The sequence below is a fragment of the Peribacillus frigoritolerans genome, assembly GCF_001636405.1.
Lineage (GTDB): Bacteria > Bacillota > Bacilli > Bacillales > DSM-1321 > Peribacillus > Peribacillus frigoritolerans.
Window position 1 is genome coordinate 2400216 of the sequence record NZ_KV440950.1, and the last position, 17994, is coordinate 2418209.

General features: G+C 40.1%; 15 protein-coding genes, 1 pseudogene and 1 riboswitch. Of the genes and pseudogenes, 12 read left to right on the top strand and 4 right to left on the bottom strand.

Annotation, left to right across the window (positions count from 1 at the left end; all coding sequences use genetic code 11):
• Positions 1–192 precede the first annotated feature (192 nt).
• A complete protein-coding gene (locus A6755_RS11740; RefSeq protein WP_063590725.1) occupies positions 193–2106 on the top strand; it encodes an ATP-dependent DNA helicase in 1914 nt (637 codons plus the stop codon).
• 131 nt (positions 2107–2237) lie between these two features.
• Positions 2238–3749: a carboxypeptidase M32 gene (locus A6755_RS11745; protein WP_063590726.1), complete on the top strand. Its 1512-nt coding sequence runs from the start codon at positions 2238–2240 to the stop codon at positions 3747–3749.
• Positions 3750–3944: 195 nt separating this feature from the next.
• On the opposite strand, the pseudogene A6755_RS27560 reads toward A6755_RS11745, so the two are convergent.
• Positions 3945–4282: pseudogene (locus A6755_RS27560) on the bottom strand (transposase); the annotation flags it as partial.
• Between the two features lie 556 nt (positions 4283–4838).
• Positions 4839–4940, top strand: a riboswitch (purine riboswitch).
• A 161-nt stretch (positions 4941–5101) separates the two neighbouring features.
• On the opposite strand from A6755_RS27560, the gene A6755_RS11755 reads away from it, so the two are divergent.
• Both A6755_RS11755 and A6755_RS11760 read left to right on the top strand, forming a co-directional pair.
• Entirely contained in the window at positions 5102–5701 is a 600-nt protein-coding gene (locus tag A6755_RS11755; protein ID WP_034311269.1) for a xanthine phosphoribosyltransferase, read from the top strand.
• The gene (locus A6755_RS11760; protein ID WP_063590728.1) at positions 5694–7007 is read left to right on the top strand and encodes a nucleobase:cation symporter-2 family protein; all 1314 of its coding nucleotides are present in this window, start codon (positions 5694–5696) and stop codon (positions 7005–7007) included. The genes A6755_RS11755 and A6755_RS11760 overlap by 8 nt, the downstream gene beginning before the upstream one ends.
• A gap of 373 nt (positions 7008–7380) precedes the next feature.
• On the opposite strand, the gene A6755_RS26635 is transcribed toward A6755_RS11760, so the two are convergent.
• Positions 7381–7560 (bottom strand): hypothetical protein, encoded by a 180-nt coding sequence (locus A6755_RS26635; protein WP_134402126.1) that lies wholly within the window; start codon positions 7558–7560, stop codon positions 7381–7383.
• Positions 7561–7667: 107 nt separating this feature from the next.
• Here A6755_RS26635 and A6755_RS11765 point away from each other — a divergent pair, with 107 nt between their 5' ends.
• The 8 genes from A6755_RS11765 (at position 7668) to A6755_RS11795 (ending at position 16647) form a co-directional block, all read left to right on the top strand.
• The gene (locus tag A6755_RS11765) at positions 7668–8756 is read left to right on the top strand and encodes a type III polyketide synthase (protein WP_063590729.1); all 1089 of its coding nucleotides are present in this window, start codon (positions 7668–7670) and stop codon (positions 8754–8756) included.
• On the top strand, positions 8756–9286 hold the full coding sequence (locus tag A6755_RS11770) for an isoprenylcysteine carboxyl methyltransferase family protein (protein ID WP_063590730.1): 531 nt from the start codon (positions 8756–8758) through the stop codon (positions 9284–9286). The genes A6755_RS11765 and A6755_RS11770 overlap by 1 nt, the downstream gene beginning before the upstream one ends.
• A gap of 146 nt (positions 9287–9432) precedes the next feature.
• Positions 9433–9591 carry a hypothetical protein gene (locus A6755_RS27040; RefSeq protein WP_156404370.1) on the top strand — a complete coding sequence of 53 codons (159 nt, stop codon included), beginning with the start codon at positions 9433–9435 and terminating at the stop codon, positions 9589–9591.
• Between the two features lie 187 nt (positions 9592–9778).
• Complete coding sequence (locus tag A6755_RS11775) at positions 9779–13492, top strand: dynamin family protein (RefSeq protein WP_063590731.1); 3714 nt, start codon at positions 9779–9781, stop codon at positions 13490–13492.
• 15 nt (positions 13493–13507) lie between these two features.
• Positions 13508–14269, top strand: a complete 762-nt coding sequence (locus tag A6755_RS11780) for a nucleotidyltransferase domain-containing protein (RefSeq protein ID WP_063590732.1) — start codon at positions 13508–13510, stop codon at positions 14267–14269.
• A gap of 11 nt (positions 14270–14280) precedes the next feature.
• Entirely contained in the window at positions 14281–15108 is an 828-nt protein-coding gene (locus A6755_RS11785) for a sulfurtransferase (protein ID WP_063590733.1), read from the top strand.
• An 85-nt stretch (positions 15109–15193) separates the two neighbouring features.
• On the top strand, positions 15194–16069 hold the full coding sequence (locus tag A6755_RS11790; protein ID WP_063590734.1) for a 5'-3' exonuclease: 876 nt from the start codon (positions 15194–15196) through the stop codon (positions 16067–16069).
• Positions 16070–16353: 284 nt separating this feature from the next.
• On the top strand, positions 16354–16647 hold the full coding sequence (locus A6755_RS11795; protein ID WP_034307851.1) for a DUF6123 family protein: 294 nt from the start codon (positions 16354–16356) through the stop codon (positions 16645–16647).
• A gap of 41 nt (positions 16648–16688) precedes the next feature.
• On the opposite strand, the gene A6755_RS11800 is transcribed toward A6755_RS11795, so the two are convergent.
• Together A6755_RS11800 and A6755_RS11805 are read right to left on the bottom strand one after the other, a co-directional pair.
• A complete protein-coding gene (locus tag A6755_RS11800; RefSeq protein WP_063590735.1) occupies positions 16689–17597 on the bottom strand; it encodes a DMT family transporter in 909 nt (302 codons plus the stop codon).
• The gene (locus A6755_RS11805) at positions 17581–17994 is read right to left on the bottom strand and encodes a reverse transcriptase-like protein (RefSeq protein ID WP_063590736.1); all 414 of its coding nucleotides are present in this window, start codon (positions 17992–17994) and stop codon (positions 17581–17583) included. The genes A6755_RS11800 and A6755_RS11805 overlap by 17 nt, the downstream gene beginning before the upstream one ends.

Consider the following 17994-nt stretch of genomic DNA (forward strand, 5'->3'; position numbering starts at 1 on the left):
TTGGAGCCTGTCTTTTATTTTACGAATGGTACAACCAGGCAGCATACATAGAAAAAACATAATACGTTTCATTTTTCTAATGGTTGGTAAATATCTTGACTATTAATGTGAAATAAAGGATAATTTACTTTTGCCTAAGATTTTAATGATTCGGATTCTATATACTGATGATAGATAAAAGGGGAGACCAGAATGCTTAAAACACTGCCTTTTTCGGTAACAAAGGAAGATTCTTTTTACGATAAGCTTTCAGAATGGATCGGTGATGTCTTTTACGATATTCTTCCCGAAAAAGGATTTGAGCTGCGTGACGAACAAATCTTCATGGCATTTCAATTAGAAAAAGCCTTTAAGGAAAAGAATGTAAGTTTTGCTGAAGCAGGGGTAGGGACCGGTAAGACATTGGTCTATTTACTATATGCGATTTGTTATGCGAGATATACGAATAAACCGGCCATTATTTCGTGTGCAGATGAAACGTTGATTGAACAGCTTGTCAAAGAGGAAGGCGACATCCAAAAAATCAAGAATGCTTTAGGTATTGAAGTGGATGTTCGGCTTGCCAAATATCACGATCAATATGTATGTCTAAAGAAGTTGGATTACGCTGTGAATCATGAAGATTCAGAGGGAATAGATCAGCTATATGATGAACTTCCCAAGTTTGTCCATGATAACTCATCCATGAACGCCTATACAGCATATGGGGACCGTAAACAGTACCCATATTTAAATGATGAAGACTGGTCTAAAGTTGGCTGGGATCAACTCCAAAACTGTTTCACTTGTGATAAACGCCATCGATGCGGGCAAACCCTATCACGGGACCACTATCGAAAATCAAGTGATTTGATCATTTGTTCACATGACTTCTTCATGGAGCATGTATGGACCAAGGAAAAGCGTAAGCGTGAAGGACAGTTGCCATTGCTGCCGGATCATAGCTGCGTTGTCTTTGATGAAGGCCACTTATTGGAATTTGCTGCTCAAAAGGCTTTAACTTATAAAGTTGGGGAACAAACCCTTGCCTCGGTTTTGGAATTGCTTACAGCCAATCAGGTTCGTGAAGAAACCTTATACATCATTGAGGATTTAATTGATATCAATGAAGAATTTTTTGATTTGTTGGATGAAAAAGCGATACATGTCAGCGGATCTAATCGTTATGAAATCCCAATGTCCAAAGAAATTACAAGCTTTGCCCATAAGCTTCACAAAAAGGTTGAGGAGTTAGAGGAGAACCTAGTTTTTGAAGCGGAAATGTACACGATCAATGATTATGATTTAAAAGTGACGGAAGAATATTTAGAGCAGCTGGGCTACTCCCTTTCTCTATTTGTAAAGGATGAACAGGCCGTTTCCTGGTTTGAAGAAAATGAAATGACCAAAACATTGGTCATCATGCCAAGGCTCGTACAGGATATTTTGTCTGAACAGGTATTCTCTAAAAAAATCCCTTACATTTTTTCATCGGCAACATTATCGGATAATAAATCCTTTCAATACATTGCAGATAGTTTAGGGATAGAAAAGTATGACAGCTTTTCCGTTGAATCACCGTTTGATTACGATGAAGTCATGAAAATGAACATGCCTTCCTTCGAAAATGGAGATCAATTGGCTAAACTTCAATTTACGATGAAGACAATTGAGGAAAATGAAGGTCGAACACTCGTGTTGTTCCAGTCAAAAGAAGAATTGCATTGGTTCAAGGAAAACTGCCCAATGTCTTCGTATCCATTTTATTTTGAAGGGGAAGCGGAAATCAGCGAGCTGGTTAAGAAGTTCCAAGAGGATGAGCAATCTGTTCTTTTCTCCTATCATTTATGGGAAGGACTTGATGTTCCAGGGCCTTCATTACAAAATGTTGTGATACACTCCCTGCCATTCCCGCCGCGCGATCCAGTTTTCGAGGCTAAACGCAACTCGGTTTCCGACGCATTTGAAGAAGTGGACCTTCCATACATGCTCCTTCGCTTGCGCCAGGGAATAGGGCGTTTGATCAGGACGAGCAATGATTCGGGGACAGTCCAGATTTTGATTGATAAGAATCTTTCGGAGCAGGTGAAAGAGAAGATTGTATCCATTCTTCCTGTTACGCTTTAACTCAAGTCTATCCAAAAAAGAGCCAAGGTGCCCCTTGGTTCTTTTTTTATTTTAATTATTTAATCGGAGTGGTTCTGATAGGAATGATTTTTGTATAATATGGTAAAGTGTAGTTGGAAGGAGCAGTGATCATGAATAAAAAGGGTATCGATCTGATAGAAAAAGAGTTTAAAGAATATGTAAAGAAAATCTCGGCGTATAATGAAGCACTCGCGTTAATTTTTTGGGATTTGCGTACAGGTGCACCGAAAAAGGGAGTTGAGCAGCGTTCCGAAGTTATCGGGTTGCTTTCCTCCGAAGTGTTTAATATGAGCACAAGTAAAGAAATGGAATCCTTCATTGCAGAACTTTCGGTGGAGCCTCTTAGTGAAACGACTAATAAAATGGTGCAAGTGTGTAAGAAAGATTTTGAAAGGAATAAGAAAATTCCTGCAAACGAATATAAGGAATTCGTCATTTTACAATCGCGTTCTGAAAGTGCATGGGAAGAGGCAAGGGAAAAAGCTGATTTTTCTTTATTTCAACCTTATCTGGAGCAAATTGTAGCGTATACCCGTAGGTTTGTAGAATACTGGGGATATGAAGGGACGAAATATAATACCCTTTTGGATATGTATGAACCAGGCATGACTGTAGATGTACTTGACAGCGTATTCAGTGAGCTTCGGTCGAGGATCGTTCCTTTGGTAAAACAGATTGCAACAAGCGAACATAGACCTGAAACAGAGTTCCTTTATAAAGAATTTCCAAAAGAAAAACAGCATCAACTCAATTTGGAAATTCTAAAACAGCTAGGATACGATTTCAAGGCTGGCAGGCTGGATGAAACGGTTCACCCTTTCGAAATTAGAATAAATAGGGGAGATGTCCGGGTGACGACCCGATACGATGAAAATGATTTTAGGGGGGCAATCTTTGGTACCATTCATGAATGTGGACATGCCATTTATGAACAGAATATCGCCAATGAGTTAACCGGAACACTACTTGATTCCGGGACATCCATGGGGATCCATGAATCACAATCTTTATTTTTCGAAAACTTCATTGGACGGAACCATAGCTTCTGGAAAAATAAATTCTCCTTATTAAAAGAATATGCCCCCGAACAATTCAATGACGTGACACTGGATGAATTTTACCGGGGCATTAACGAATCGAAACCATCGTTCATCCGTATTGAAGCAGATGAACTGACGTATCCTCTACATATAATGATTCGGTATGAACTGGAAAAGGCTCTTTTTAATGGAGAACTTGAAGTGAAGGATTTACCGGAAGTCTGGAATGAAAAATATAAGGATTATTTGGGAATTGTTCCTGAAAATGATGCCATGGGCGTGTTGCAAGATGTACACTGGGCAGATGGCAGCTTTGGTTATTTCCCTTCTTATGCATTGGGCTATATGTATGCAGCCCAAATCAAGCAAGCGATGCTTAAAGATTTGCCTGATTTTGATGGACTGTTGGAAGCGGGGGATATTGCGCCAATCAGGGAATGGCTTAATGAAAAGATACATAAATATGGAAAATCAAAAAAACCTTTGGAGATTTTGAAAGAAACGACAGGGGAAGGCCTGAATGTTCAGTATTTAATAAAGTATCTTGAAGATAAATATAAAGAAGTTTATAAAATCAAATGAACCAAAGGAAGAAGGACTTGCATTAAGTGTAAAGGCCTTCTCAGTTTGTAGACAAAAGGGGTTCGGAATTAAAAATTCCGAACCCCTTTTGGAAATTCCCTTTAAATTTCCGCCTGAAATTAAGCGATTGGGGCTCTACAAGCCCACTAGGTTAGGCCATTTTTGGACCTTGCTATGTCCGATTGGCCATCTTTTTTAAAGTAATCCAGCGAAAAAAGTAAGCATCGCCTGATATCGACAATTTTTATGTCCCCTTAAAGTAGTCCACTGCGTACCATTCTTTTGCATCTCCCGAATACACGCTCAATCGTTTCTTTACGTTTCGCATATATAGTTTTTACATCTAAATGATGACGCAGATGATACGCCTCCTCCACATATGTTTGCCAGAAAGGCCGTGTCACCACTTTTTGATATTCTTTTGTACACTGTGATAAAGATTAGGATGTTGAACAGATGTGTTTTGGCGATTTGTACTCACGATGGCCCTCTTTATATGTTGTGGAGTACATTAATATCTCACCCAAAGGGCAGTTTAACTAATATGACTTGATCAATATTTGGCGTCCTACCTCTGAATACATATCTTTCACCAAATCATAAGTGAAAAAGAAGTCAATGGCAGCCTCCATTTCACGAACCAAATGGTTCGCTGGCACTAGTTGATATAAAGTAATCATTTCCAGTTGATTTCGCTGGATAGAATCATGCTTGATAGGAAAAAGGGTTCTAAAAGTTAAAACAAAGTTGAACGGAAGATGCGAGACTCCTGCTTAGAAAAGCGAGTCCAGGGGAGACCCCGCAGGAGCAAAGGCGACGTGGGCGGACCGCCCGCGGAAAGCGAGTACCTGTAGAGGAAATCAACGGTCAAATTGTACAAACCATAAAAGGGTATGAGAAAAATACCAAAAAATGTTAATTAGAGTGGCAGCGATGTTTTTTCTTTATAGGTAAATCCATGCTATTTAGGTTTAGTGATTTCACAATTTTCTATTAATACGAATGATGGCTTATTTTTTTTATTGAAAGTTCGGTTTTTAACAAAAATAACTTTTCAAATAGAGTCAGCGTTGTTATAATTCATATATTAATAAAATATTAAGTTTCACTCGTATAATAGCAGGGATATGGCCTGCAAGTTTCTACCGGATTACCGTAAATAATTCGACTATGGGTGAGTAATAGATCTTGTTGCATAATGAAGGCTTTTGCTGATTCATTTTTCATTCATGCCCAAGAAGTATTGCTTCACTCAAAAAAAGTGCAGCGATGTTTCTTGGGCTTTTTTATATGCCTTGAAACAATTGCATAGTTTATGGATCAATAAACATCCAAGATTGGGAGGAACCTTCATGCAACTTTTAAAGGATAAAATTTTGTCCGAGGGTCAAGCTTTATCAGAAGATATTTTAAAAGTAGATTCATTTTTAAATCATCAAATGGATCCGATGTTAATGAAAGAAATTGGTAAAGAATTCGTAAAACGTTTCGAACAAAAGGAAATAACGAAAGTGCTGACAATTGAATCTTCTGGCATTGGACCTGGTTTGATGGCTGCGCTGGAATTGGAAGTTCCGCTCATTTTTGCCCGTAAACGTAAATCACTTACTTTAACAAATGATTTAGTAACGGCGTCCGTTCATTCCTTTACAAAAAAAGAAACCAATACCATTACGGTTTCCAATAAATATATTGAAGCCGGAGATAAGGTTTTGATCATCGATGACTTCCTTGCTGTCGGACAGGCAGCACGGGGGTTGGTGGAAATCTGTAAGCAGGTTGGAGCAGAAGTGGCCGGAATCGGCATCGTGATTGAAAAAGCATTCCAAAGCGGTGGTAAGGATCTTAGGGAACAAGGTTTTCAAGTGGAATCACTTGCACGGATTGCTGAGTTGAAATTCGGTGAGATTACGTTTGCTGAGGAAAAGGAAGGAGAAGCCGTCAATGTCTAGTCAATCACCATTAAAAGTTGCTTCATTAGGATTACAACATGTTCTTGCCATGTATGCCGGTGCAGTCGTCATTCCATTGATAGTCGGTGGGGCGCTGGGATTGACTGCAGCGCAGTTAACTTATTTAGTTTCGATAGACATTTTGATGTGCGGGATAGCAACTTTATTGCAAGTATGGAAAAATAAATTCTTTGGAATTGGTCTTCCGGTCGTCCTGGGCTGCACATTTACAGCAGTTAGCCCGATGATTGCAATTGGTACGCAATATGGAATCAACTCCATTTATGGATCTATTTTGGCGTCGGGATTGATCGTCATTATCATTAGTAAGTTTTTCGGAAAACTGGCAAGGTTCTTCCCGCCCATTGTCACTGGATCGGTCGTTTTGATTATTGGCATTACCCTCATTCCTGTTGCCATCAACAATCTTGGTGGAGGCCAAGGAGCTGCTGATTTCGGAGACTTGAATAATGTAGCTCTTGGGTTCGGAACTTTGTTATTCATTATATTCATGTATAAATTCTCATCAGGATTCGTACGCTCCATCTCTATATTATTGGGGCTGTTAGTAGGAACATTTGCAGCTTTCTTCCTTGGGAAAGTGGACTTTAGCTCGGTTGTCAGTGCCACTTGGCTGCATATGCCTCATTTTTTCTACTTTGGAACCCCGACATTCAACGTCACGGCAATCATTACAATGACATTGGTGGCGATCGTCAGCTTGGTGGAATCGACTGGTGTTTATTATGCTCTTGGTGAAATCACGGACAAAGAAATTTCAGAAGACGATCTGGCTCGCGGATATCGTTCTGAAGGACTTGCCATCATGATTGGCGGTTTGTTCAATGCGTTTCCGTATACAGCTTTTTCACAAAATGTCGGCTTGATTCAATTGTCAGGCATTAAAACAAGAAATGTCATATTCACAACGGCTGGCATTCTTATTTTCATAGGTTTTGTTCCAAAAATCGGTGCATTCACGACAATTATCCCTTCATCCGTGCTTGGCGGTGCAATGGTGGCGATGTTCGGGATGGTCATTGCCGCTGGAATTAAGATGTTGAGCAAAGTTGATTTTGCTTCTCAAGAAAATTTATTGATCATCGCTTGTTCAGTAGGGATGGGACTAGGGGTGACCGTCGTTCCTGAGCTATTTGCGCAAATTCCGGAAAGCTTTCAAATCTTAACGGAAAACGGTATTGTTGCCGGAAGTTTGACAGCCATATTCTTGAATATCGTTTTTAACATCATACCTACAAAAGGGAAAGTGAAGGAAGCCCGTATTGAAGGGCAAAATGTAGCCTGATTAAAAATAGATTCTGTAATCTTGATAGATTCACCCGTTTACATGCCCAAAATCCTCAAGTGAAGAGGATTTTGGGCATTTTTTTCATTTAAACCGAAGCATATCATTGATAATGAATTTGGAGTTTTCTCAGATAAAAGGAAACTCTCTTCACTTTTTGAATATATTGATAGTATATGTTCAGGAAAGTAGTGATAGGGATGGAGAAAAAATATTGTATTCATTGCCGGACCATACTAAGCCAGGAGTATAGGTGCAGTGTGTGTGGAAAAGAGGAGTTTCAAAACATCATTATACAAGTGCAAAATCAATCTTCAGTAAAGAAAGATGACTGAAAGCGCCCCCTTACCAAATTATAGGTAAGGGGGTTTTATTATATCGTGTATACATTTCGATTATTAAGGTGATATGAAGGGTACCTCGCCATTTTATCGCCATTGCCCATAATGACGTGGGGGGGTGTAATACCAACCAATGTTTTGTCTCCTGCTAAAGAGGCGGTAACATTACCGGCAAGCATGCTGCCGAATTCTGCTGCAAAGGATTCAAACATGATTTCACCGTTTTACTCATCCCATACATATCACCATTTAGCTATAAAGCATAATTGGTGTCATGGTGGGTATATTAACCATATCATGAATATTTAGGGGTGGAATCATGCCGTATTTATTATCTGCATCTCATGTAAAGCTGCCATATTTGCTTTCACAAGAAAAAATCATGGAATTTTCGAGAGAAATATTTGGAGCATCATTTAAGAATATAGAACGGTTACTAAAGGCCTTTAAGAATGGACAAGTGGAAAATCGATATTTTTCAAATGATCTCGATTGGTTTAAAGAGGATCATTCTTTTGCCGATCGGAATGATTTATATATACAGCAGGCAATCAAATTTGGGAAAGAAGCTATAGAAAAATGCTTAGCCAACACAGAATTTTTAAAAGAAGGACTGCAGACAAACGAGCTAGATGCTTTCTTCTTTATCTCAAGCACGGGGATTGCCACCCCGACCATTGATGCCAGGATAATGAATGAACTTACATTTAACCCGCATGCTAAAAGGATTCCGATTTGGGGGCTTGGCTGTGCAGGGGGAGCGAGTGGCCTATCACGTGCTTTTGAATATTGCCAAGCATACCCGACTGCGAAGGTCATTGTTTTAAGCGTGGAGTTATGCAGTCTGACATTTCAAAGGAATGATATCTCCAAAAGCAATTTAATTGGGACTTCCCTATTTTCCGACGGAGTAAGCTGTGTTTTGGTTTGCGGTGATGAAGTGCCGAGTGAACAGTTCTCAAAAAAAGCAAGACATTTGCAATTTTTGGATTCGCAATCGACACTAATGCCGGATTCATTGGATGTAATGGGGTGGGATGTTAAAGATCAAGGGTTATACGTGATTTTTTCGAAAGATATCCCTACGATCATCAAGGATTGGCTTAAACCGAATGTTCAAGAGTTCTTAATGGAGAATGGATTCGATCTAAACGATGTAAAAGATTTCATCGCTCATCCTGGAGGCAAGAAAGTAATTGATGCTTATCACGAAGCCCTCGGGTTCGATGAAAGCATGACGGGAGAGTCAATGAGCGTATTGCGTGAATTCGGCAATATGTCCTCAGCAACTATTTTGTACGTTCTGGAGAGGTTCATGCAGCGGGGCGGGAATAAAGGTGAGGTGGGCCTGGCTGCTGCATTGGGGCCTGGGTTTTCATCTGAACTTGTGTTAATGAGGTGGAAGTGATGATCTTCGCCATTTTCATTATCTTGATCGCTATACAGCGCCTTGTTGAATTATATATCGCCAAACAAAATGAAAAACAGTTGAAAGCTGGAGGAGCAATAGAATACGGTGAGTCCCATTACAAATGGATGGTTCTGATGCATCTTAGTTTTTTTATTGTTCTCATTATTGAAGTGGTCGCCCTTGAAAGGGATATATCTGGACTTTGGCCGATTTGGCTGACCCTTTTTCTAATTGCGCAGTCAGGAAGGATTTGGGTAATCCGTTCATTGGGAAAACATTGGAATACAAAAATCATAGTGGTTCCTGATGCTGAGGTAGTCATTAAAGGTCCTTATAAATTTTTCAAACATCCGAACTATATCATAGTGGCAACTGAGATTTTAGTTATTTCCTTATTATTCAATGCATATTATACTGCTATCATCTTTAGTTTATTGAATGTTTGGATGATGATGGTAAGAATCCCACTGGAAGAGAAGGCATTAAAGGAAAACACGGAATATTCTACGGTTTTTAAGGGAGAATAATAAAAAAATTTAATTACTTATTGAAAATGATTATCGTTCGTGATAAGATTCTAAATGAAGATGAAAATTATTCTCATTCGGATTTCAATCATTTATTTTAATTAAAAACTAAAAGCTAATCAATATAAAAGAGGATGGTGTTGGTAATGGTTTGGGTATTCATTTTATTGACAATCGCTACATATGGTTTTGTGATGAAACATGTATTGAATAATATTCAAAAACCGGCAAAGGCAGTAAAACCTTATACCGAGTCACCAATGGAAAACCGAGCTGCTTTTAACCCCACCCCAACAACCAGGTAAACATCCTGGTTTTTTTTTTGCATTCCAACAATATGATCAAATTGCGCGAATCCACCAATTGGTGGTTTTTTTTTGAACATGGCCTGTAATGAATCATATAGTAAAATAAAGCTGACGGTATGAATAACAAACGAAATCGTTTACAATAAGAATATCAAAATGACGATAGATTAAGGGGTATGGATTCATGATTCAAGAAACATTAAAGCAACAGTCCAAATTGGGGATTTTGACTGCCATGTATGAGAAATTTCAATCGGCAGGTGATACAGGCAATGCAGATAAAATGAAACAGCTAATCATGAAAGTGAATAATGAGGAGTTCATCATTGCTTTTTGCGGTCATTTTTCAGCGGGGAAATCTAGTATGATCAACTTTCTCCTTGGTGATCAAGTATTGCCTTCAAGTCCGATTCCTACGAGTGCAAATACGGTAAAGGTACAAAAAGGGGAAGACTATGCCAAAGTCTTTTACCATCATAAGCCACCAGTCTTATTTCCCGCACCTTATGATTTTAAAGAGGTCAAGAAATTTGCCAAGGATGGAGATTCAGTATCGGCAATAACGATAAGTTCCAATGATTTTTCACTGCCGGATTCATGTGCGATCATGGATACGCCAGGAATCGATTCGACAGACGATGCACATAGAGTTTCTACGGAATCTGCCCTGCATCTAGCTGATGTCGTCTTTTATGTCATGGACTACAATCACGTCCAATCAGAAGTGAACTTCCTATTCACGAAAGAATTGTTGGAGGCTGAAAAACCGACATACTTGATTATCAATATGATCGATAAGCATGATGAGAAGGAGCTTGGATTCCAAGACTTCAAGCTTTCCGTTTCTGAAGCTTTTGCGAACTGGAATGTATATCCTGATGGTATTTTTTATACATCCGTAAGAGACTTGAACAATACCGAAAATGAAATAGAAGTGGTCAAGCAATTCATATATGAAATGGCGGGCAAAGGTTTAAATGATGGGAAGGATGCCATCATGCAATCGGCTAATGCCCTTGTCGAAAGACATCTTAATTGGCTGAAGGAGCAGTATGAAGAGGAACATGCCGATGATATTGAAGTATTATCAGAACTGCCTCATGAAGAGCGGATACACCTGACGAATCAGGTGGACAGCCTATTGAAAGAAAAAAAATCATTGACTGGACGCATAGAGGAAATCAAGGGCCAGTATGCCGATGCATTGGAAACCATTTTAAAAGGCGCATACATCATGCCGGCGGCAACACGGGACCTAGGTAAATCATTCTTGGAATCGGCTCAGCCGGACTTTAAAATGGGTCTATTATTTGCCAAGAAAAAAACGGATGCCGAACGTGAGGCACGTATTAAGGCGTTCTTGAGCGATCTGCAAGAAAAGGTGAAAACCCAGCTTGAATGGCATCTTAAAGAACTGGCGGTTAAAACGCTTAATCAAGCGGAAATCCATGATTCAACACTTGAAAGTAAGGCTCAGGCACTTCAGATCGAGGTAACGGAATCTTACATAAAAAACTCTTTGAAGCCTCAAGTCGATATTACGGGTGAATACGTTTTAAACTATACGAATGATTTGGCATCAGCCATCAAAAAGAAAGCACGTGATGTATCAGAAGGATTTTTGAATGATATGGTTACCGTTATGGAAGGAATAGTGGAAAAGCAGTCCATGTCCATCGATAAGGAACTTGAAGGTTTTTCTGAATTTGCGGAAGCTCTTAAAGTTACTGCTGCGATGAACGCGGAAATCGAGTACCAAACGGAACGTTTAGAGGCCATTGCCCATCAAACTGAATCATTGGTCGATGAGCGTGAAATCGATATGCTGTTAACTGAATGGAATGAAGAGGAAAAAAATATTACAGTCCAAATCATGACAACCGATAAAGTAAGTAATTCAAGGTCCGTCAACGAACAATCTGTAAGTGATCATGTTAAAGAAATCAAGGAAGCTGTACCTTCCGTGACTGTTTCTTCATCTGATGCTACGGATTTACGCGGAAAAGAAAAGCTGATGGAAACTGCAGCGAGTTTAAAACAGGCGGCCGAGCTGATCCAACCTCTGAGAGGGTTTCAATCGCTTTATAAAGAATTGAAAGAGAAGGCAAATCGCTTGGAACAACAGACGTTCACGGTTGCCCTCTTCGGTGCATTCAGTGCGGGTAAATCTTCCTTTGCCAATGCTTTGATGGGAGAAAGCGTCCTTCCTGTCTCACCAAATCCGACAACTGCCGCAATCAACAAAATCATGTCTTCGGACGCTGAGCATCCACATGGAACGGCAACCGTCAAATTAAAGACCGAAGCGATGCTGTTGGAAGATGTAAGCCTGGCATTGGCAGCTTTTGATAAATCGGCAAAGACTCTGGATGAAGCACTTCAACTAGCAGGGCAAATCATTGCGAAGGCAGGGGAAGTTGATAAGGGTAAAACGCACTTATCGTTTCTTAGGGCGTTTCATCAAGGGCTTCCCGAGTACCAAAATGATTTAGGAAATGTGGTTACGGTAGACCTTGAAGGATTTAAACGGTTTGCTGCGGAAGAGTCCAAGTCATGTCTTGTTGATCTGATCGAATTGCGTTATGACTGTGAAATGACAAAGCAGGGGATGGTCCTTGTTGACACACCTGGGGCCGATTCGATTAATGCACGCCATACTGGAGCAGCTTTCGAATATATTAAGAATTCGGACGCCATCCTATTTGTGACCTATTATAATCATCCATTTTCCCGGGCAGACAGGGAGTTCCTGATACAGCTTGGACGTGTGAAAGATTCTTTCGCTATGGATAAGATGTTTTTCATCGTCAATGCCGTCGACCTGGCACAAACGACTGACGAATTGGACGAAGTGATGGATTATGTCACAGATCAATTGAATGGATTCGGAATCCGTTTTCCAAAACTGTTCCCGCTTACGAGTAAGGGGGCGTTGATGGAAAAACAAACGCCTGGTTCGTTTAAGCATTCATTCCTTCCTAATAGCGGAATCATGGAATTCCAAGGCCAATTCGATTCTTTCATAGAAAACGATTTAACTGGACTTGCGATTGAATCGGCTCAAGCGGCTGTAAAAAGAACCGAAGAATTGCTACGAGATGTAATTACAGCTTCCAGACAGGATGAGAAAGCGAAACGAAAAGCCCTGGAGACACTTTCTCATGAGTCACAGGCCATTTCGGAACTCCTTTCAGTCATTAAAGGGGATGCCGAAAAGCAACGGTTGAAAAAAGAGATAGACGAATTGACTTTCTATAGTAAACAAAGGGTCTTCTTCCGGTTTAATGATTTCTTCAAAGAATCGTTCAATCCAGCTGTTTTAAAAGATGATGGAGGGGATCTGAAAATTGTCCTCAAGCAATCGATGAAGAACTTATTGGATGCGTTAGGCTTTGACCTTGCCCAGGAAATGCGGGCAACGGCTTTAAGGACGGAAATGTTTGTAAATAAATTACTGAATGAGAAACAGGGCAGTTTGCTTCAGCAAATGCAAAAAATAAGAAGAACCCTTTCATTACAGACATATGAACCCAATGAAAGGGAATCCCTTGAATTCACTGGAGCTTTTGCCCAATTGGATACAGGGGAATTCAAAAAGGAATTGGCATTATTCAAGAATCCAAAATCTTTCTTTGAAAAGAATGAAAAAGCGAAAATGAGCGAAGGTCTTCAGAAGCGTTTGGATGAACCTGCCCTTATATATGCAAAAGAACAGGGGGAGCGGATTTACGAAATGTATAATGAAGTCCTCGATCAAGAGCTACTCGCGATTCAAAAAGAGTTTAAGACGGAAGTATCGGATATCTTTGCAGGTTTACGTGCAGCATTGGAGGAAACGGTTGATTTACCGTATTATGAAAATGCTGTAGCGGAATTGGCTAAAATGCATTCGAAATAGAAACGAGGTTCATTCATGAAAGAAAACCTTATTTCACGCTTGAGATACCTGGAAAAGAATGAGGATATAACCATATTGATGGCTGCTGTTACTGGCAGCCATTCTTTTGGTTTATCATCGGTCCAATCGGATTACGATGTTCGGTTTATATATGTACATAATGATAAGCGATCATACTTGAGCTTGAGTAAGCCAGTTGAAGTCATTCAAGTGAAAGAAGGCCTATTTGACATGGAAGGCTGGGATCTCTTTAAATCATCCCGACTTACCTTAAAGAGTAACCCTGCTCTATTTGAATTGTTTCAGTCACCTATCAGGTTGATCACCCATCCGGATTATTATAGGAAGATGACTGGTTTGATAGCGGATTGCTATTCCAAAAAGGCACTGGGGCACCATTACTATCGGATGATGAGCGACAATCTTCAACAATTGACAAAAACAAGGGGTTCCGAAAGAAAAGGGCTAAAAATATGGGTACAAGTATACCGTTCGTATTTAACCCTTGAATATATCATCCAACGGGGTTCGCTGCCACCATTATCGGTATGGGAATTACTTGATTCGGTTTCAATGGATCAAGGAATGAAAAGCAGGATGACCCGGATATTTAAAACAAAACAAATGGAAGGATGTATAAGCAACAATGAAAGTGAAAATAATCTTTCGCTAATAGAAGGGAAATCACTTTCCATAAAGAATGAGATAACTAGGCTTCATCAAGGGAAGAACATGGAAATGGAACTTAATGAATTGATTTGGGCCATTTTGGAATAGGGGGTTATGATATGAGTTTTATAATCGAAAAAGAAGAGCTGTTGCCGTTGTTGAATTCTAAAGATATCAGAATTTGTGACTGCCGCTTTCAACTAGGCTCTCCTGATGCAGGGTATAATGATTACAAAAAAGACCATATTTTAGGCGCTGTTTATTTCGATCTTGAAAAGGACTTATCTGGTCAGGTTCAAGATCATGGCGGAAGACATCCTCTTCCTGACCTGGAAACCATTAAAGATAAACTGGAATCAAATGGAATCACCAACGATACTGTACTTATCGCTTATGATGGCGGGGAAGGTTCTTTTGCTTCCAGGTTTGTCTGGTTGCTAAGCTACCTTGGGCATCAGAAAGTCTTTGTCCTGAACGGGGGATATCGCGCCTGGAGGGATGCGGGCTATCCGATTGACTCGATTCAAATGAATTATATGCCAACCGAATATCGTATCGATTTAAATGAGCACGTTTTTGCATCTTTTCGAAAAGTGAAGGATTACACTTTGAATAGATCTGACGATATCGTATTAATGGATTCACGGGAATCTAAGCGCTATGAGGGAATCGAGGAGCCAATTGATAAAAAAGCCGGCCATATACCTGGTGCAGTAAATAAGGTGTGGACGAACGTTATGGAAAATGGCTATTTTAAAAAGAAGGAAGATCTTCAGTCGAATTTTAAAAGCATTGGTAAAGATAAGGAAATCATTGTGTACTGCGGTTCAGGTGTAACGGCCTCACCCAATTTTATCGCCCTGAAAGAAGCGGGCTTTAAAGATGTGAAGATTTATATTGGCAGTTTCAGTGACTGGATCTCGTATGATGATAATCCAATTGAATAATATTTTTACCAATTAAACGATCCTTAAAAAAAGGGACAGTTATGTTAAAATGGAAGTACATCATGATAGAGGTGATAATGTGTTAATGAAAGAAAATGAGCAGCATCCATCCTTTATGCTTGTCGATGGAATGGCGCTTTTATTTAGAGCTTTTTATGCAACGGCCGTTACTGGTCAATTCATGATTAACTCCAAAGGCATCCCGACCAATGCCGTTCAAGGTTTTTTGAAGCATATGCTGACGGCGGTGAATCACTTTTCACCCAGTCATGTAGCGGTATGCTGGGATATGGGCAGCAAGACTTTCAGAAATGAATTATTTGATGGATACAAGGCGAATCGATCAGAAGCTCCAGTCGAAATGATCCCTCAATTCGACTTAGCGAAAAAAGCGGTTGAAGCATTCGATATCCCTAACATAGGACTATCTGGTTATGAGGCGGATGACTGTATCGGAACAATTGCCAAAGCATCTGCACAGCATAGCCGAGTGGGTATATTGACTGGCGATCAAGATATGCTTCAGTTAATAGATGAAAACATTTCCGTACTATTATTAAAAAAAGGGTATGGTAACTATGAGGTGCATAATCCCGATAGCTTTTTTGAGTGGAAAGGGATTGCACCAAGGCAAATGATCGATTTAAAAGCTTTAATGGGTGATACAGCTGATAACTATCCCGGAGTTAAAGGAATTGGGGAGAAGACAGCGTTGAAATTATTGATACAGTATCAAAGTATCGAAGGCATTCTTGAAAATGTTGCTTCATTGACGAATGGGCAACGGGCTAAAATTGAATCCGCTGTCGATATGCTTCATTTATCCAGAAAGCTAGCAGAAATAAAATGTGATGTACCAATTTCATGTCCTTTGGACGATGCGGTCTATCAGTATGATCGCGAAAAGGTCAAAAATCTGGCTAGGGATCATGAATTCAGGACATTACTGCGCATGATCTAATCAAACAAGGGGGAGCTTCCCAATGGGAGCTCCCCCTTTTGAAATTCCCTTTAAATTTCCGCCTGAATTTAAGAGATTGGGGATCTACTAGCCCGCGAGTTGAAGGGAGACCCCGCAGGCGCTTGCGCCGAGGGCGGGCCGCCCGCGGAAAGCGAGTGCCCTACGTTCCAATCAACGGTCAAATTGTACAGTCTGGGACATCGGTCCTTTACTTTGTACGATGATTTTTTTGTCGAAAAATGGATAGTCAAATTCTTTGATATACGGTAAGATGAAAATAAGGCATGAAGTATGGAGTGGATGAGGAAGTGGCGAAATCAACTGAAGAGTATGTTAGTTTTTTAGAGGGTAAGGGATTCACTTTTGGTAATGACGCGATTGGTTTTATTTATTTTGGTAAGCGCTACACGGATGCAAGTGATATTTTAGTCAATGCAGCAATAGAGTTGACATTAAAGGTACAAAAGAATTTTGATGGCAGCTTTTATATCTCCTTTTTGGAAAACTTAAAACAAAATGGCATTGAAACGCGTAGTGCAGCGGTATCGTTTGCAAAAGAACAGGGGCTACTTAAATAAATCGGACTTCGTAACTGGAAGTCCGATTTATTTTGGGCTTTTCAAGAAAACCCCTGTGTCACCGGTTTCTTTTTCTTAACAGGCAGTTCTGCAAAAATCATTCCCAAGAATATGAATGCGCAGCCGATGATGGAAGCGGAAGTTAATTTTTCCCCTATCAATATGTATGAGGATAACGCTGCAAAAACCGGTTCCATTGAAAAGATCAGCGCCACTCTTGTAGGTGTAGTATAGGCTTGGAAGAAAGTTTGTGCGAAAAAGGCAAAGGCCGTGGCAAGGGCTGCCGTAACCAACAAAGCAGTCCATACATCCCTCTGTAACATGACCTCTGAGCTGAAGATGACGGAATGATTCTCTTTGAAAATGAAAGCTGAAACAAATGATAATAAAGATACGGTGGAAACCTGAATCAACGTCAGCGTTAAAGCGGGAAGGGTCTTGGCATATTTAGCGGTAGTAATGATTTGCATGGCAAAACTGATTGCACACAAAAATACCAGCAAATCACCGATATTCAAATTGGAGCGGTCAGCGAAAGTCATTAAATAAAGTCCGATGGTTGCGGCTGCGACACCTATTATTGTATTGCGGGAAAGCCTATGCTTTAATAGCAGCAGGGAAAAAACAGGTACCATGACAACACTTAATCCTGTTATGAAGCCTGTCTTGGCAGGCGTTGTATAATTCAATCCGATCGTTTGAAGTCCATAACCGAGAAAAAGCCATACACCAATATGAAACCCAGCTTTAAAAAGGCCTTTGCTCCCGTTTTTCCCCTTTTTGTGTTGAGTAAATAAATAAGGGATGAGCAAGAATACGAACGCCATGAAAAAACGGACGGCATTAAACGTGAAGGGGTCAAGAAATGATAGCGCATTTTGGACCATGACAAAAGTGACGCCCCAAATGAATACAACGAATAATAATGAAAAATCAGCTGTCTTGTTCATGATTTTCCTCAGCCTTATTCAATCGAATGGCCCGTCTCGCCAACTCATCCGCGGACTTATTTTCGATATTTGGAATCCATTTCATGAAAAATAAATCAAGCTCGTCGGAAAGCTTTAACGCCCGTTCCAGCAAAAGGGCATACTTATTTTTTGCGAATCTTTTTTCAATGGCTTGGTTTATGGCTTGGGAGTCCGTACGAAAAGAAACGACTTGATACTTATTGGCCACACAAATCTCCAATGCTTTAATTAAGGCATGGTACTCCGCTTCATGGTTTTCCATATTCCCAAGCGGAAAGGAATGCCTCTCGACCACACCGTTATTATTTATGAAAACACCTGCACCGCTAGGCCCTGGATTGCCCGCACTGGCACCATCAATATACACTTCGATCAA

What these genes read in the sequence shown, in the direction of transcription:
- A6755_RS11740 (WP_063590725.1), top strand. Translation starts at nt 193, where the DNA reads ATGCTTAAAACACTGCCTTTTTCGGTAACAAAGGAAGATTCTTTTTAC.
- A6755_RS11745 (WP_063590726.1), top strand. Translation starts at nt 2,238, where the DNA reads ATGAATAAAAAGGGTATCGATCTGATAGAAAAAGAGTTTAAAGAATAT.
- A6755_RS11755 (WP_034311269.1), top strand. Translation starts at nt 5,102, where the DNA reads ATGCAACTTTTAAAGGATAAAATTTTGTCCGAGGGTCAAGCTTTATCA.
- A6755_RS11760 (WP_063590728.1), top strand. Translation starts at nt 5,694, where the DNA reads ATGTCTAGTCAATCACCATTAAAAGTTGCTTCATTAGGATTACAACAT.
- A6755_RS26635 (WP_134402126.1), bottom strand. Translation starts at nt 7,560, where the DNA reads ATGTTTGAATCCTTTGCAGCAGAATTCGGCAGCATGCTTGCCGGTAAT.
- A6755_RS11765 (WP_063590729.1), top strand. Translation starts at nt 7,668, where the DNA reads ATGCCGTATTTATTATCTGCATCTCATGTAAAGCTGCCATATTTGCTT.
- A6755_RS11770 (WP_063590730.1), top strand. Translation starts at nt 8,756, where the DNA reads ATGATCTTCGCCATTTTCATTATCTTGATCGCTATACAGCGCCTTGTT.
- A6755_RS27040 (WP_156404370.1), top strand. Translation starts at nt 9,433, where the DNA reads ATGGTTTGGGTATTCATTTTATTGACAATCGCTACATATGGTTTTGTG.
- A6755_RS11775 (WP_063590731.1), top strand. Translation starts at nt 9,779, where the DNA reads ATGATTCAAGAAACATTAAAGCAACAGTCCAAATTGGGGATTTTGACT.
- A6755_RS11780 (WP_063590732.1), top strand. Translation starts at nt 13,508, where the DNA reads ATGAAAGAAAACCTTATTTCACGCTTGAGATACCTGGAAAAGAATGAG.
- A6755_RS11785 (WP_063590733.1), top strand. Translation starts at nt 14,281, where the DNA reads ATGAGTTTTATAATCGAAAAAGAAGAGCTGTTGCCGTTGTTGAATTCT.
- A6755_RS11790 (WP_063590734.1), top strand. Translation starts at nt 15,194, where the DNA reads ATGAAAGAAAATGAGCAGCATCCATCCTTTATGCTTGTCGATGGAATG.
- A6755_RS11795 (WP_034307851.1), top strand. Translation starts at nt 16,354, where the DNA reads ATGAAGTATGGAGTGGATGAGGAAGTGGCGAAATCAACTGAAGAGTAT.
- A6755_RS11800 (WP_063590735.1), bottom strand. Translation starts at nt 17,597, where the DNA reads ATGAACAAGACAGCTGATTTTTCATTATTATTCGTTGTATTCATTTGG.